Annotated in this window: 14 protein-coding genes; 8 read left to right on the top strand and 6 right to left on the bottom strand. The window is 71.9% G+C overall.

What is annotated here, in order from left to right; all coding sequences use genetic code 11:
* Positions 1 to 173: 173 nt before the first annotated feature.
* From SMA5143A_RS23695 to SMA5143A_RS23685, 3 genes are all read right to left on the bottom strand, one after another.
* A complete protein-coding gene (locus SMA5143A_RS23695; protein WP_107464855.1) occupies positions 174 to 770 on the bottom strand; it encodes a hypothetical protein in 597 nt (198 codons plus the stop codon).
* Between the two features lie 127 nt (positions 771 to 897).
* Positions 898 to 1,776 (bottom strand): MurR/RpiR family transcriptional regulator, encoded by an 879-nt coding sequence (locus tag SMA5143A_RS23690; protein WP_107464854.1) that lies wholly within the window; start codon positions 1,774 to 1,776, stop codon positions 898 to 900.
* Between the two features lie 244 nt (positions 1,777 to 2,020).
* Positions 2,021 to 3,610, bottom strand: coding sequence for an alpha/beta hydrolase (locus SMA5143A_RS23685; RefSeq protein ID WP_107464853.1), 1,590 nt, complete (start codon positions 3,608 to 3,610; stop codon positions 2,021 to 2,023).
* Between the two features lie 221 nt (positions 3,611 to 3,831).
* On the opposite strand from SMA5143A_RS23685, the gene SMA5143A_RS23680 reads away from it, so the two are divergent.
* Positions 3,832 to 4,281 (top strand): hypothetical protein, encoded by a 450-nt coding sequence (locus SMA5143A_RS23680; protein WP_107464852.1) that lies wholly within the window; start codon positions 3,832 to 3,834, stop codon positions 4,279 to 4,281.
* A gap of 369 nt (positions 4,282 to 4,650) precedes the next feature.
* Here SMA5143A_RS23680 and SMA5143A_RS23675 read toward each other — a convergent pair whose 3' ends face one another.
* Complete coding sequence (locus SMA5143A_RS23675; protein ID WP_107464851.1) at positions 4,651 to 6,045, bottom strand: cystathionine beta-synthase; 1,395 nt, start codon at positions 6,043 to 6,045, stop codon at positions 4,651 to 4,653.
* A 158-nt stretch (positions 6,046 to 6,203) separates the two neighbouring features.
* Between SMA5143A_RS23675 and SMA5143A_RS23670 the strand changes: the two genes are divergently transcribed.
* From SMA5143A_RS23670 to SMA5143A_RS23660, 3 genes are all read left to right on the top strand, one after another.
* Positions 6,204 to 7,292, top strand: coding sequence for an SGNH/GDSL hydrolase family protein (locus SMA5143A_RS23670; RefSeq protein WP_181361982.1), 1,089 nt, complete (start codon positions 6,204 to 6,206; stop codon positions 7,290 to 7,292).
* 454 nt (positions 7,293 to 7,746) lie between these two features.
* Entirely contained in the window at positions 7,747 to 8,967 is a 1,221-nt protein-coding gene (locus SMA5143A_RS23665) for an acetyl-CoA C-acetyltransferase (RefSeq protein WP_107464850.1), read from the top strand.
* A gap of 283 nt (positions 8,968 to 9,250) precedes the next feature.
* On the top strand, positions 9,251 to 10,033 hold the full coding sequence (locus SMA5143A_RS23660; protein WP_107464849.1) for a hypothetical protein: 783 nt from the start codon (positions 9,251 to 9,253) through the stop codon (positions 10,031 to 10,033).
* Between the two features lie 27 nt (positions 10,034 to 10,060).
* Here SMA5143A_RS23660 and SMA5143A_RS23655 read toward each other — a convergent pair whose 3' ends face one another.
* On the bottom strand, positions 10,061 to 10,372 hold the full coding sequence (locus SMA5143A_RS23655; RefSeq protein WP_181361981.1) for a hypothetical protein: 312 nt from the start codon (positions 10,370 to 10,372) through the stop codon (positions 10,061 to 10,063).
* A 103-nt stretch (positions 10,373 to 10,475) separates the two neighbouring features.
* Between SMA5143A_RS23655 and SMA5143A_RS23650 the strand changes: the two genes are divergently transcribed.
* Positions 10,476 to 10,706 (top strand): DUF4287 domain-containing protein, encoded by a 231-nt coding sequence (locus tag SMA5143A_RS23650; RefSeq protein ID WP_009338122.1) that lies wholly within the window; start codon positions 10,476 to 10,478, stop codon positions 10,704 to 10,706.
* Between the two features lie 119 nt (positions 10,707 to 10,825).
* Here the strand turns inward: SMA5143A_RS23650 and SMA5143A_RS23645 are convergent, their stop codons facing one another.
* Positions 10,826 to 11,707 (bottom strand): Bax inhibitor-1/YccA family protein, encoded by an 882-nt coding sequence (locus SMA5143A_RS23645; RefSeq protein WP_107464848.1) that lies wholly within the window; start codon positions 11,705 to 11,707, stop codon positions 10,826 to 10,828.
* A 369-nt stretch (positions 11,708 to 12,076) separates the two neighbouring features.
* On the opposite strand from SMA5143A_RS23645, the gene SMA5143A_RS23640 reads away from it, so the two are divergent.
* The 3 genes from SMA5143A_RS23640 (at position 12,077) to SMA5143A_RS23630 (ending at position 14,775) form a co-directional block, all read left to right on the top strand.
* A complete protein-coding gene (locus tag SMA5143A_RS23640) occupies positions 12,077 to 12,649 on the top strand; it encodes a YbaK/EbsC family protein (protein WP_258193689.1) in 573 nt (190 codons plus the stop codon).
* 372 nt (positions 12,650 to 13,021) lie between these two features.
* A complete protein-coding gene (locus tag SMA5143A_RS23635; RefSeq protein ID WP_107464847.1) occupies positions 13,022 to 13,600 on the top strand; it encodes an NADPH-dependent FMN reductase in 579 nt (192 codons plus the stop codon).
* A 56-nt stretch (positions 13,601 to 13,656) separates the two neighbouring features.
* Positions 13,657 to 14,775 carry a phosphoribosylglycinamide synthetase gene (locus SMA5143A_RS23630; RefSeq protein ID WP_107464846.1) on the top strand — a complete coding sequence of 373 codons (1,119 nt, stop codon included), beginning with the start codon at positions 13,657 to 13,659 and terminating at the stop codon, positions 14,773 to 14,775.
* The last annotated feature ends 183 nt before the right edge of the window (positions 14,776 to 14,958 follow it).

Below are 14,958 nucleotides of genomic sequence, written 5' to 3'. Positions count from 1 at the left end.
TCCGCTGGCCGACCGCCCCGCGGAGGTCTACATCCGCGCGGGCGTCCTGCTGGCCATCGGTATCGCCCTGTCGGCGGTGAACAAGCTGGTCCTCCGGGTGCGCGGCGAGGCGTGACCCGCGCCGGGGGCCGGGACCACGTGCCGGTGGGGGCCTCCTACGCCCGCCCGGCCTCCTACGCCCGCCCGGCCGCCGTCGCCCTCGTGGGCCGCCTGCCGCCCCCGGGGCCCGCGTCGCCCGCGCCGGCGCCCGTCGACCGGTAGGCGGTGACGCGCTTGCCGGCCGGGGCGCCGCCGCGGGACGAGAGCCAGTCGACGCGAACCCACAGCAGGTGTCCGCCGGCGTGTTCGCGGCGGCCGAGCCGGCCCGACTTGAGCCACAGGCCGGCGCCGGCGCCCGCCAGCAGCATCCCGCCCGCCGCCGGGACGGCGAAGGACGAGGCGAGCGCCGCGGCGAACGCGAGCAGCAGCCACCAGCGGTGTCCGCGCCGCCAGTTCCGCAGGGTCACCGCACGGTCCTGGAGCACATCGTGCTTGCCCGCCCGCGCGGCCCCGCGCGCCAGTTCCGCGTACCGTCCCCGTCGCGACGCCGCGACGACGACGGCCGCCACGATGAACAACGCCGCCCCGCCGAGCACCCCGACGCGCCGTCCGGTCATCCCCGACGGCACCAGGCCGGCGCCCGCCGCGATCACTCCGAGCCACCCCATGGGTGCCGCCCCGGCCCGCACCACGACGGCCACACGGGCCAGTCCCTGTCCTCCGCGCGCCACTCTCCCGCCTCCCGTGTCCCAGGTTCGGTTTCCCTGTCGTACGTCGGTCGTCAGGCACGGTAACCAGCGAAGGTGAAACGCGCCTGAGAAAGCGGATACCACCGACAGGGCCGGAACCCAAGAGGTCCTACTCCACGAACAGTCCCCTGGCGGCGGCCTTCGCGTCGAACTCCTCCAGGCGCGCCTGTGCCTCGGGCAGGTCGTCGCACATGGCCTCCAGCAGCACCCGTCCGAGCAGCATCGGCGCGCAGGCGGTGTCGAAGGCCAGGCCGGTCCCGACGGCGGCGGGGAGCAGCAGGTCGGAGACCTTGGCGACGGGCGCGAACGCGGAGTCGGCGACGGTGACGACCGTCAGCCCGGCCTCCTTGGCGTACGCGAGGCTGTCGACGACCTCGCGCGGGTGCCGGGGCAGCGCGAAGCAGAGCAGCGCGGTGGCCCCGGCGCGTACCGCCGCGTCGATCCGGTCGTGGAGCATGCTGCCGCCCTCGTGCAGCAGCCGTACGTCGGGGTGGACCTTCCCGGCGAAGTACGCGAAGCCGTACGCCTGGGCGGCGGCGGCCCGCAGACCGAGGACCGGCAGCGGCCTGGACGCGGCGAGCAGCCGCCCGGCCCGTGCCACCGGGGCGGGGTCGGCGAGGACCTCGGCCAGATGGCGCAGGTTCTCGATCTCGGCCTCGACGGCCTGCTGGTACTCGTTGAGGGCGGCGGCGGCCGAGGCCGGTTCGGCGGGCGCGACCTCGCGCAGGTGCCGGCGCAGCGCCGGGTACCCGTCGAAGCCGAGCGCCACCGCGAACCGGGTCACGGACGGCTGGCTCACCCCGGCGAGTTCCGCCAGTTCCACGCTCGACAGGAACGGCACGTCCGCGGCGCGCCGCACCATGCTGTGCGCGATCCGCCGCTGAGTGGGCGTCAGCCGGTGTCCCTCGAACAGGGTCTGGAGGCGCGCGGCGGGGCTGTCCGCACCGCCCGCCGCCCCCGTGCCGCCGGTGTTCCGCTCGGCGCTCATGGCGCGCTCCCCTTCCACGTCCCGCCCGCGCCGGAACGGGAGACGCGTCGCCGTCCCGCGATCAGCGCAGTGCGGCACCCAGCCTATTCAGTCACCGAGAAGTCTGCATGGTCCTATGCACACCTTTTCCTCCGGGGCCGTGCGTGACGCGTCCTTCCGGCCGTCGGGGTTCGGCTCGTGCGGGGCTCGCTCCGGGCCCCCGGGACGCCTCCGCGAGCGGTCGGCGTCCCGGGGGCTCAAACGGTCAGAAGCGGCCGGCCATCCCCGGGATGCCCGGGGGCGTGGGGAGCGGCAGCCGGTTGCGGGTGGCGTCCTCCTCCGCGCCCGGACGTGCCTTGCAGGTGACGTCCTTCGCGGGGAGCTTCCCGGTGGTCAGGTAGGCGGTGGCCGTCTTGTCGGCGCACGACTTGTTGCCGTAGATGCCGTGCCCGACCCCTCCGGCGACCGTGACCATCTTCGAGCCCTTCATGACGCGGTGCAGGCCCTGGCCGCTGACCAGCGGCGTCTGGGAGTCCCACTCGTTCTGGAGGATCAGCGCGCCGACCTTGTTGTCGACCTTGGTGGCGGGCTCGCTGCCCTGCTTCTTCCAGAAGGCGCACGGCTTGATCGAGGAGGCGAAGTCGCCGTACAGCGGGTACGTGGCCTTGTCCTTGATCGCGTCCTGGCGGTACTGCTCGGGGTCGCGCGGCCAGTTGCGGGTGTCGGCGCAGACGACGGCCCAGAAGGCGGCGTCGTTGTTGTCCTTGGGCACGGCGCGGCCGAAGGACGGCGGAACGGGCTCCGGCGTGCGGGGCTTGCTGGTGCTGGACGTCGGGGCCTTGTCCGCGGCCTTCTTCAGTTCGACGACCGCTTCGGCGACGTCGCCTGTGCCGCCGAAGAACAGGGCCCGCAGGCCGGAGCGGATGTCGTCCCCGGTCAGCAGCGTGCCGTCGAGGTCGATCGGCTTGCGGTCGGCCCGGGCGACCAGGTCGTAGAACGTCGTGCGGACCGCCTCGGGCGTGGCGCCCAGCTTGTACTTGGCGTCCCGCTCGGCGGTCCACTCGGTCCACCGGGTGAAGGCGGGCTCGGCGCCCTCCGCCCAGACCTGGATCATCCCGCGCCAGATCCGGGCCGGGTCGACGGCGCTGTCCAGCACCATGCGGTCGGAGCGCTTGGGGAACAGCTGCGTGTAGACGGCGCCGAGATAGGTGCCGTAGGAGTATCCGAGGTAGGAGATCTTCTTCTCACCGAGCACCGCGCGGATGACGTCCATGTCCCGGGCGGTGTTGCGCGTGGTGAGGTGGGCCAGCTTGTCGCCCTGCTTCTTGTCGCACTTCTCCGCGACGGTCCGGGCCCACTTCACGTCCTTGGTGAACGTGGCGGCCTTGTAGGGCCGTTCCCAGTTCCGCTCACCGGACGTCAGACCGCAGCCGACGGGGGAACTCAGACCGACGCCCCGCGGGTCGAAGCCGACGAGGTCGTACGTGTTCTTCACCGACTTGGGCAGCTCGCGGCCAATGTAGTACGGCATGTCGACGCCCGTGCCGCCCGGACCGCCCGGGTTGAGCAGGAGCACACCGCGCCGTTCCTTCTTGGTGCTCGTCCTCATCCGGGATATCTCGAGGTCGAGCTTCTTGCCGCCCGGTCTGCGGTAGTCGAGCGGCACCTTGATCGTGGCGCACTGGAGGGAGGCGGGCAGCGACTTGTCGCAGCGGTGCCAGGAAGGTTTCTGCGTGAGGTAGGGGCGCAGGGGGTCGTTCGCGGCGGACGCCGCGGTGGGGGTCAGCACGGGAACCAGTGTGGTGACGGCGCTGACCGCCACGAGAAGGGCTGTTCGACTGTTGCGCGCGCGCATGAGGTCCTCGGGTCGATGGGTACGGGACGCACTCATCCTGTCGATCACCGCGCGCGGCGTGATCCCTCCACGGGGCAGACCTTCTCCCACCCTGGGGGGAGGGGGAGTTGGGGCCGATAGTGCTGGAGTCGGACAACCTCGACCGGCTCTTTGCCGTCCGGGGTGAAAGAGGGGGGCTGTCCCCAGTGCCGGGCGGGGCGCGGCTGCCTACCGTGAGGGGCATGACCGGAATGGATGCCCGTGACACACGGCTCGGGGACACCGAGCTGAAGAAGGAACTCGCCGCGACCCTGCACGCGCGCAGGGAGTTGGGCGAGGACTACGAGTCCGCCCTGGTGGAGTCGTTCCTGGAGAAGGTGGACCAGCGCATCGACGGCGCGGTCGACCGCCGGGTCCGGCGCCAGGTCGCGGAGCAGCAGATGGTGGTGGCCCGTGGCTCCCACTCGCCCAGGTCCACCGATTCCTGGGGCGAGCGCTACGGCTTCGGCGTCGTCTCCCTCGTCGTCGCCATCCCGCTCTCCGGCATCGGCGGCGGTGTGGCCGAACTCCCCGGCCTCTTCGTCACCTGGGCGGGCATCGTGGGCGTGAACGTGGCTTGGGCGCTGCGCACGTCCCCGCGCCTGGGCAGCCGGAAGGGCGACACGTCCGGTGACCCGGACTGGCAGGAGTAGGAGTGCGCCGGGCGCGAACCCGGAGGTACGCAGCACGAGGGATATGCGCGGGGACCGCCGCACCCCCGTGCGACGGGGGGCGGGACGACGGCGGTCCCCGCGGGGACGCGGGCCGGGTCAGGCCGGGCTTCGCGTCCATGGCGTCCATGGAGGTCCGGGAGCCGCTCCGGAGGTCCTTGACGCCGTTTCGGGTGCCGGCCGGGGCGAGGAGCCGCTCCCGCCCTGCCGACACCCACTAATGTGCCGGACCCGTGTTAAGCGGGTGCTGCGCGGACGTGACGCGCTCGTACCACTTCTGCGAAGTCGCACGCGATACCCGGGCAAATCTTCACCCTTGCGGCCCTCTTGGAGCGATTCCTCCAGGTCGGCCTACTGCTTGAGACCGTCCTTGGCGAGGAACGACAGCAGGTCCTGCCGGCTGACGACCCCGGTCGGCTTGCCCTCGACCAGCACGATCGCCGCGTCGGCCCGGCCGAGCACGGACATCAGGTCGCCGACCGGCTCACCGGAACCGACCTGCGGCAGCGGCGCCGACATGTGCTTCTCCAGCGGGTCGTCGAGCGAGGCCCGCTGGGTGAACAGCGCGTCGAGCAGCTCGCGTTCGACGACGGACCCCACGACCTCGGCGGCCATGACGTCCGGGTGCCCGGCGCCCGGCTTCACGATCGGCATCTGGGAGACGCCGTACTCGCGCAGCACCTCGATCGCCTGACCGACCGTCTCGTCCGGGTGCATGTGGACGAGGGAGGGGATGTGGCCGCCCTCCTTGTCGGTGAGGACGTCGGCGACGCGGGCGCTCGGCCCCTCGTCCTCCAGGAAGCCGTAGTCGGCCATCCACTCGTCGTTGAAGATCTTGCTGAGGTAGCCGCGCCCGCTGTCCGGGAGCAGCACGACGACGACGTCGTCCGGGCCGAGGCGCTCGGCGACGCGCAGCGCGGCGACGACCGCCATACCGCAGGAGCCGCCCACCAGGAGCCCCTCCTCCTTGGCCAGCCGCCGGGTCATCTGGAACGAGTCCTTGTCGGACACGGCCACGATCTCGTCGGCGACGGTCCGGTCGTACGCCGTCGGCCAGAAGTCCTCGCCCACGCCCTCGACCAGGTACGGCCGCCCGGACCCGCCGGAGTACACGGAGCCCTCGGGGTCGGCGCCGACGACCTGGACGCGGCCGTCGCTCGCCTCCTTGAGGTAGCGCCCGGTGCCGGAGATCGTCCCGCCGGTGCCGACCCCGGCCACGAAGTGGGTGATGCGCCCCTCCGTCTGCTCCCACAGCTCAGGGCCGGTCGAGTGGTAGTGGGACTCGGGATTGTTGGGGTTGGAGTACTGGTCCGGCTTCCAGGCGCCGGGCGTCTCGCGCACCAGCCGGTCGGAGACGTTGTAGTACGAGTCGGGGTGCTCGGGGTCGACGGCCGTGGGGCACACCACGACCTCGGCGCCGTACGCGCGCAGCACGTTGATCTTGTCGGTGCTCACCTTGTCGGGGCACACGAAGATGCACTTGTACCCCTTCTGCTGCGCGACGATCGCGAGCCCGACGCCCGTGTTGCCGCTGGTGGGCTCGACGATCGTGCCGCCGGGCCGCAGCTCTCCGCTCTTCTCCGCCGCCTCGATCATGCGCAGGGCGATGCGGTCCTTCACGGACCCGCCGGGATTGAAGTACTCAACCTTGGCCAGGACGGTCGCCTGGATGCCCTCGGTCACGCTGTTGAGCCTCACGAGCGGGGTGTTGCCGACGAGGCTGATCATCGAGTCGTGGAATTGCACCGTTGTCTCCGGAGCCGCAAAAGTGATGGTCTTGATGTCACGCCAGCCTAAGCCCCGCCCCTCTTGATCTCCTCCCTGTTCACTTCGCCCAGGGATTGGCCGAGGGCCGCTTCGGGGCAATGAGTGGTTGTACGGCTACGAGGAGGTGGCGGCGACGCATGTCGAGCATGTCCAGAGCGAGGGTGGCCCGGCGCATCGCGGCGGGCGCGGCGTACGGCGGCGGCGGCATCGGACTGGTCGGTGCGGCGGCCGTCGGCGTGCTGCTGGCCGAGGTGCGGATGGCCAAGCGGGCCGTCGGCAACGGCAACAGTCCGCATCCACCGAGCGCGGAGGGCCTCTACGGCCGTTCCTACGGCAGTCGGTACGGCCGCCGGTCCGGCCCGTTCGCCCCGTACGACGGCACCTACGACCCCTCCGAGGATCCGCCGATCCGTCTGGTCATGCTGGGTGACTCCACCGCCGCGGGCCAGGGCGTCCACCGGGCCCGGCAGACACCGGGCGCGCTCCTCGCCTCGGGGCTCGCGGCGGTGGCGGAGCACCCCGTGGAGCTGCGGAACGTCGCGCTGCCGGGCGCCCAGTCCGACGACCTGGACCGCCAGGTCGCGCTGGTGCTGGAGGACCCGGCCCGGGTCCCCGACGTCTGTGTGATCATGATCGGCGCGAACGACGTGACCCATCGCATGCCGCCGACCCGCTCGGTGCGGCACCTGTCGGCGGCGGTGCGCCGGCTGCGCACGGCCGGCGCGGAGGTCGTCGTCGGCACGTGCCCCGACCTCGGCACGATCGAGCCCGTGCAGCAGCCCCTGCGCTGGCTCGCCCGACGGGCGTCCCGGCAGCTGGCGGCCGCCCAGACGATCGGTGTCGTCGAACAGGGCGGCCGTACGGTGTCGCTGGGCGACCTGCTGGGCCCCGAGTTCGAGGCGAACCCGCGGGAGCTGTTCGGCCCCGACAACTACCACCCCTCCGCGGAGGGGTACGCGACGGCGGCGATGGCCGTCCTGCCCACCATGTGCGCGGCGCTCAACCTGTGGCCCGCGGAGGAGGAGCGCCCCGACGTCTCCCGCCGCGAGGGCTTCCTGCCGGTCGCCCGTGCGGCCGCCGAGGCGGCGTCCGAGGCCGGCACGGAGGTGACGGCGGCGATGCCGACGGGGCCGCGGGGGCCGTGGGCCCTGCTGAAGCGACGCCGGCGCCGCCGGGTGCCGGCGACGGACCCGGCCCCCACGACGGCGACCGAGCCGTCTGCGTAGCGCCGGGCGCCTCATAGCTCGGGGGTGCGCGGTTCGTCGGCGGGTGCGGGTGGGTGGGGGCCGTTCGCGCCCACGCGGCGGAGCCGCATGTGTCACCGCCCCGCTCCCCTGAAAAGCGACCGGGGCTGCGCCCCGTGCTTTTCATGGGGGAGGGCGGGCCGCAGGCCCGTCCCTCCAGGGGCGCGGGGAACTGCGCGAGAAAGCACCACGCACCCGCACCCGCCGACGAACCGCGCACCCCCGAGCCACTAGGCACCCCCCGGCCAAAAAGCAAGCGCTTAGAAAAGTGCGGTCGGAGTCACACCTCGATGCCCGTGACCTCGACCATACGTACGGGTAACTTCCCCCACAGCCCTGCCCCTCACGACCGGGGGCACCATACGCCCGCCCGTCGCCCGACCACCGCCCCTCAACGGGGCGCTACGCGCCACACCTTCTTGATTATGGAGCCGTGATGCCCGAAGCCGTGATCGTCTCAGCCGCCCGCTCCCCCATCGGCCGCGCCTTCAAGGGCTCGCTCAAGGACCTGCGCCCCGACGACCTGACCGCCACCATCATCCAGGCGGCCCTGGACAAGATCCCGGCGCTGGACCCCAGGGACATCGACGACCTGATGCTCGGCTGTGGTCTCCCCGGCGGTGAGCAGGGCCACAACCTCGGCCGGATCGTCGCCGTACAGATGGGCATGGACCACCTGCCGGGCTGCACGGTCACCCGTTACTGTTCCTCCTCGCTGCAGACCTCCCGCATGGCCCTGCACGCCATCAAGGCCGGCGAGGGCGACGTCTTCATCTCGGCCGGCGTCGAGATGGTGTCCCGCAGCGTGAAGGGCACCAGCGACGGCATGCCCGACACCCACAACCCGGTCTTCGCCGAGGCCGAGGCCCGCACGGAGGCCGTGTCGAAGTCGGTCGGCGCCACCTGGCACGACCCGCGCGAGGACGGCCTGCTCCCCGACGCGTACATCTCGATGGGCCAGACCGCCGAGAACCTGGCCCGCTCCTGGGGTGTGACCCGCGAGGACATGGACGAGTTCGGTGTCCGTTCGCAGAACCTCGCCGAGGAAGCCATCAAGAAGGGCTTCTGGGAGCGCGAGATCACCCCGGTGACGCTGCCCGACGGCACCGTGGTCAGCAAGGACGACGGCCCCCGCGCCGGCGTCACCCTGGAGGCCGTGCAGGGTCTGAAGCCCGTCTTCCGCGAGGACGGCCTGGTCACCGCCGGCAACTGCTGCCCGCTCAACGACGGCGCCGCCGCCCTCGTGATCATGTCCGACACGAAGGCCCGCGAGCTGGGCCTGACCCCGCTCGCCCGGATCGTCTCGACCGGTGTCTCCGGCCTGTCCCCCGAGATCATGGGCTACGGCCCGGTGGAGGCGTCCAGGCAGGCCCTCTCCCGTGCCGGCCTGACCATCGGCGACATCGACCTCGTCGAGATCAACGAGGCGTTCGCCGCCCAGGTGATCCCCTCGTACCGCGACCTGGACATCCCACTGGAGAAGCTGAACGTGAACGGCGGCGCCATCGCCGTCGGCCACCCCTTCGGCATGACCGGCGCCCGCATCACCGGCACGCTGATCAACTCCCTCCAGTTCCACGACAAGCAGTTCGGCCTGGAGACGATGTGCGTCGGCGGCGGCCAGGGCATGGCGATGGTCATCGAGCGCCTCAGCTGACCCCTCTGCCGTAGCCGCACGGGAACCGACCGTGACGCTGTGGCCCGGAGTCCCGGAATCCCCGGGACTCCGGGCCGTTTTGTGATCCAATCTCCCCCAGGATGTGACCTATCTCCCCCCGGAGAGCGATTTACGCAGGTCAGAGCCGTTTCACCACGAAACACCCGGGCAAAGTCCTGTCCCTTTCGTGACGTTACGCACTGACAGCTGGTTAGTCCGCCCTTCAAGCTGATGTAGGAAGTCGGGGGTCGACTTTGAACCTGGGAGTACGTCAGTGAGCGCCATGCCGATCGCCTTGCTGCTCACCACGGCCGCCACCGCCGCCGTGGGCGTCGCCGTCCTGCGCAGCCTCGCCGGGCTGCGCCGTCAGGTCGCCGCTCTGCGGGAGGAACTGGCCGAGAGCCGTCCCGCCGGTGCGCGGGCCGTCGTGCCCGCCGCCCGTCCGGCCGCGGACACCGAGGAGATACGCGCCGCCGTGGCCGAGGCGCTCGCCGAGGAGCGGGAGCGTGAGCTGGCCGAGGCGCGGGCGTTCTGGGCCGCCCAGGAGGCCCGTGACGGCTCCGACGCGCCCTCCCTGCTGGGCCTGCCCGACAGTGAGCTGTTCCTGCCCCGGCAGTCCGATTTCGCGGGCCTGGAGCATCTGGAGCCGGTGACCGAGCCGAGCCTCGAGGGCGACGAGTTCGCCGGGGAGTCGGCGGAGCTGGCCGCGGCCCGCCGCCGCCACCCCTCGCACCCCGACTTCGTGCCGGTGCAGTCCCCGGTCAGCAACGACCACGAGCGCACCGTCGCCTGTCTGGAGGACCTGGCCGCCTCCCGCACCGAGCTGGCCGACGTCCGTCCGGGCCCCCTCGGCACCCTCGACGTGTATGTCTTCGCCGACGGCACCACCCTGTGCATGACCCCCGGTCACCGGGAGACCGCCGAGCGTCTCGCCAGGGCCCTCCAGGGCGGTGACACCCCGGTCCTCCTGGGCGGCTCGGGCGTCTCGGGCGCGTACACCCTCACGTTCGAGTGCGGGGACGACATGGTCTACATCCTGGCGGACCGGGTCATCGCCTCCCTGTAGGCGACCCGCCGGCGGCGCCCGGCGGGATCACACACCCGCCCTCTTCTGGGCCTCCTCCACCAGCGCCACCGCCTCCGCCAGCCCGGCCTCGTCGGGCAGCACGAGCGCGAGATCGTTCCCGGCGACCATCACCTGGTCCGCCGCGGCGAACATTCCCGCGTCCGGCATCTCCCGGGGCGCCTGATCGGGCGCCTCCAGCCGCTGGGCACGCAGTGCCAATTCCCTGGCCAGCCCCAGTGCCTCCGCCGCGGCGCCCCTTTGCAGCCGGCTCTGCGGCGCGGCCCGCAACCGGTCGGCGAAATGGTCCACGGCACGGGTCAACGGCGTCGTATCAAGCACGCCGCGAGCGTACGCGCAGGAACCGGACTGTTGCCAACACGCCGCCACTCAGGCAACGTGACCTGAAGGACCGGCTTACATTTCCTTTCGTCCGGAGGCGCCGATGTCCCAAGTCTTCTCCGAGGAGACCCATCGCAATCTGCTCGCCCGCATCCCCCATTGCACCGGTCGTGAAGTCTCCGACTGGCTGCGCAAAGTCGATGAAGGCCCCGCTCTCTTCAACTTCGAGGAGAAGGTCAGCTGGCTCCGGCACGAGTACGACCTCGCGTACGGCCACGCCAAAGCGATCGTTCATGAGTACGACCTGAGGAGGGCCGCGAGGAAGCTCCGCTGAGGGCGCCGAGACACCACGAAGGGCCCCCCGACCGTGAGGTCCGGGGGCCCTTCGCCTTGCCGCGGGAGGGCGGGCGCGGGGCCCGCCCTGCGGGAAGCGGGCGCGGGGCCCGCCTCCTGCTAGTCGTCGCCGCTGAAGATGGCGACCAGGCGGAGCATCTCGATGTAGATCCACACGAGGGTCATGGTGAGGCCGAACGCGGCCAGCCAGGACTCCTCACGCGGGGCGCCGTACGCGATGCCGTCCTCGATCTGCTTGAAGTCGAGGGTCAGGAAGAACGCGCCGAGCAGGATCGCGAAGATGCCGACGATCGCGCCGAGCGGGCCCATGCTGCGCAGACCGCCGTCGGGGGCGACCCCGAAGACGACCAGCAGCAGGTTGACCGCCATCACCAGGATGAACGCGATCGCGATGGTCAGACCGATACGGGCGTACCGCGCGGTGACCCGGATCCAGCCGGCCTTGTAGACCAGCAGAGTGGCGCCGGAGACGGCCATGGTGCCGAGCACCGCCTGGAAGGGCGCGCCGTCCCACTGGCTGTTGAACATCTCGCTGATCACGCCGAGGAACACGCCCTCGAAGGCGGCGTACGCGAGGATCAGCGCGGGCGAGGCCTTGCGCTTGAAGGACTGCACCATCGCCAGGACGAACGCGATCAGCGCGGCACCGACGGCCAGGCCGTAGCTGGTGGGCGAGACCGGCAGGAGGGCCCAGGCGAGGACGGCGCCGACGATGACGGTGCCGAGGGTCAGGCCCGTGCGCATGACGACGTCGTCCATCGTCATACGGCCGGTGGTGACCGGGGCCTGCGGCGGGGCGCCGTGCTGCACGTCCTGCTGGGCGTACGGGTTCGTCGCGTAGGGGTTGGCGCCCTGCTGGGCGTAGGGGTTGCCCTGGGTGCCGACAGCTGCTCCCCCGGCCTGCGGCGCGGTGTTGAAGCCCGCGTAGCCGTTGTCGCGGCTGAACCCCCGTCGCGAGAAGACCGGGTTGCTGCTCCTCATTTCACTCCTCCATGGCCACCCTGCGTGGCCTTGGCTCAAGAGTAATAGGTAGGCAAAGGGATTGACTCTAGTGCTCAGGGAGGATCTTTCCCCTGCCGTGTCATCGAACACGCTACGCGTTCCCCTGATTCCCCGCTCCGACCGCCCCAACCCCTGACCAAGCCGCTACCGGCTCGCGACCATTCGGAGATCAACGGGGCGGTGCGGGCGGGCGTCGAGGCGGACTCCACCGCTCCTCCGGGCGGGCGGGTGGCGGGGCGGGAACGAGGCAGGAGGGAAAGGGGAGGCGGGTCTGCGACCTTTCGGGTGCCGGCGGAAAGCACGCGGCGAACCGAGGGACGACCCAAGGAACCTAAGGAGAGGGATCCGGTGCCTACCCTGCTCGACACCGACCGCTCACGCGGTGAGACGCCCGGGGCGTCGGCCGCGCCCGCCCCGGAGGCCACCGCTCCCGCCGCGGAGCACTCCCGTGACTGGCCGCGCCTGCTGACCACGTTCGATCTGCGGGGTGCCCGCTACCGGGTCATCCCGCACGCGCCGGAGGACCGTGTCGAGGAGGCCAGCAGGCTCCGGGACAGCCCTCTGGAGCAGTCGGCCCGCTCCCTCATGGTCCGGGTCAGGCGCGGCCGCCGTGTCATCCGGGACGTCGTCGCGGTGGTGCCGGGCGACCGGACGGTCGACCTGGTCGCGGTGGCCCGGCTGTTCGGCGGTACGGCGGCCTCGTTCACCCCTCCGGAGGAGGCCGAGCGGCTCAGCGGGACCCCGCGGGGCGCGGTCCTCCCCTTCGCCTGCGGCCCCGAGCTGGAGCTGGTCGTCGCCCCGGAGCTGCTGGAGCACGAGGAGATCTACTTCACCGCGGGCCGCCTCGACCTCTCGGTCGCGATCCGGACCGAGGACTACAAGGTGCTCGCCCGCCCCCGGGTGGCGCCGATCGCCGGCTGAGCCGGCACCCCTCCCCCGGCTCCCCGGCCGGTTGGCCCCCCGGCCGGCCGGGGCTCCCGCCCGCCGGACCCAACGCCCCACACCCCCACACCCCGCCCCTCCCGCGCCCCCCACATCGGCAGCCCTTCGCATCCGCACTCCCCGGGCCACAGGGCCCCACCCCTCGCTTCCGGGTCCCGCGCGAGACGGTTCCCCCCCGTCCGTCTCCGCGCGGGGCCCGGGATCTCCCCCGGCCGACACCCCGATCCCCGCGCGGTGCCGTGGGCGGGAACGGGACGGGAACGGGACGGGAACGGGCCCCGGCATGCTCGCCCTTCAACGACCGGAGCCGGGTCGCGCGCCCGGAAGGAACCTCGGAGAGGACCCCAAGCCATGCCCAAGATCGTGCTCGCCTCCGGCAGCATCCGCCGGGAGTCGGCGAACGCCGCCGTGATCGCCACCGTCCGGCGACTGCTGGAGCAGCGGGACGAGAGCTACGAGGTGACGGAGCTGTCGCTGCGTCACTTCCCGCTGTTCGACGAGGACCTGGAGAGCGACGGCGGCACACCCGAGCTGCTGGCCGCGAAGGCGCAGGTCGCGTCCGCCGACGTCCTGATCATCAGCAGCCCCGCCTACAACGGTTACCCGTCGGGTGTCCTCAAGAACGCCCTCGACTGGCTGTCCCGGCCGGGCGACGCGGACCGCGCGCCGCTGGAGGGCCTGCCCACGGTCGTCGTCAGCGCCTCCCCGGGCCCGGCCGGCGGGGAGAACGTACAGCCGCACGTCCGTCAGATCCTCGGCAACTGCGGTGCCGCGCTCATCGACTGCGAGCAGGTCGCGGTCGGCAACGCGATCGAGCTCCGCACGCCCGAGGGCGTCATCACCGAGCCCGCCGTGGTCAAGGCCCTCGACAGCCTGGTCGACGCGGTCGCCGGCCACCTCGCCGCCACCCCCCAGGAAGCGGCGGCCTGACCCACCGGGTTCCGGCTCCGGTTCCTCCACAACAAGAGAGAGGCGGACTCGTGACCATGGCGGGTCGAATCGACGACCGGCGGCTGCTGCTGGTGCTGCCCCGGTACCGGGTCGTCCGGAAGGCCGTCGCCGCCGGATTCGACGTGTGGTCCCTGTGGGACCCCGGCCTCGCCGACGCGCGGAGCCTGCGCCAGATCGAGGACGCCTCGCACGAGCTCCTGCTCACGGACCACTCCGACGAGCAGGGGCTGCGTGCGTTGGTGCGCGGGACCGTGCGGCGGCACGGCATCGGCCATGTGCTGCATCTGTCCGCCGAGGACCCGCTGGAGCTCGTGCTGCCGGCGCTGGAGGAGGGCTGGCGGCTCGGCCGGGCCCCCAACCCCCCGTCCGCCGTCCGTGCCCTGAGCCGTGTCCGCCCCGCCCCGCCCGATCCGCTTCCTCGTCCCGGTCCCTCCGGCCCCGTGCCGCAGTGGCCGGGATTCAGCGTTCAGGCGTTCTCCACGGAGGGACGACATCAGGTCATCGGGGTGACCGCCCGCCGCGGCACGGGCCACCTCCATCCCGCCCCGCCCGCGGCCCTGGACCGCTCGGTGGTGGACGGGCTGGTCACCCGGGCACTGGACGCGTCGGGGCACCGCTTCGGACCGGCGCACTTCGAGTTCGCGGCCACCCCGGACGGTCCCCGTCTCCTGGCGGCGCGGGCAGGGCTCGGCGGTGACCGCATTCCGCTGCTCGTGGACATCGCCCAGGGTCTCGATCTCGAGGCGGCGGTATTCGCCGCCCTCCTCGGCAAGGAGCTGGGCCCGGTGCCCGAGCCCGACCGTTTCGCCGCGATCGATTTCTTCCGCCTGCCCGCGGGGCGGCTCCGCACGGTCGCCGGAATCGACAGTATCTGCGCCCTGCCGTATACCCAGGCGGTGAATTTCCCCTATTCCCCGGGGGACTCCGTTCCTTTTCCGGACGGCATCGGCAACGGATATGTGGTGGTGTCCGGTGGGACCGCACAGGAGGCGGCTCGGCGCAGTGGTGGCGCGGTGGAACTTCTCCGCGCCGATGTGCGGGAGGAGAAACCGGTCGACGATCCGGTTTCAGAACCGGTCGGGAAGCCGGAAACGGTAACGGGACAGCCGTCGGCGGAAAGACGGGTGGAAAGGCGGGAAGAGGCGCGGGAATGAGGCGGTAACGGTGCTGTTTTCCCAGCTCAGAGGCGAGGAAGACGCAGGTCGGAAGAGAGGAACGGCACGGGAGGAGGTACTGGAAATGTCGGTGGTGTCAGAGGAGATGACATCCACCGAAGGGGCACAGAATGCGCGGCAAGATGACCGGCGTGATCGGCGTTATCGCTACGGCTGGCATGT

It is taken from the genome of Streptomyces sp. MA5143a (assembly GCF_900290235.1).
Lineage (GTDB): Bacteria > Actinomycetota > Actinomycetes > Streptomycetales > Streptomycetaceae > Streptomyces.
The sequence above is the reverse complement of the archived record's forward strand: the minus strand, read 5'-3'. Positions and strand labels throughout refer to the sequence as shown.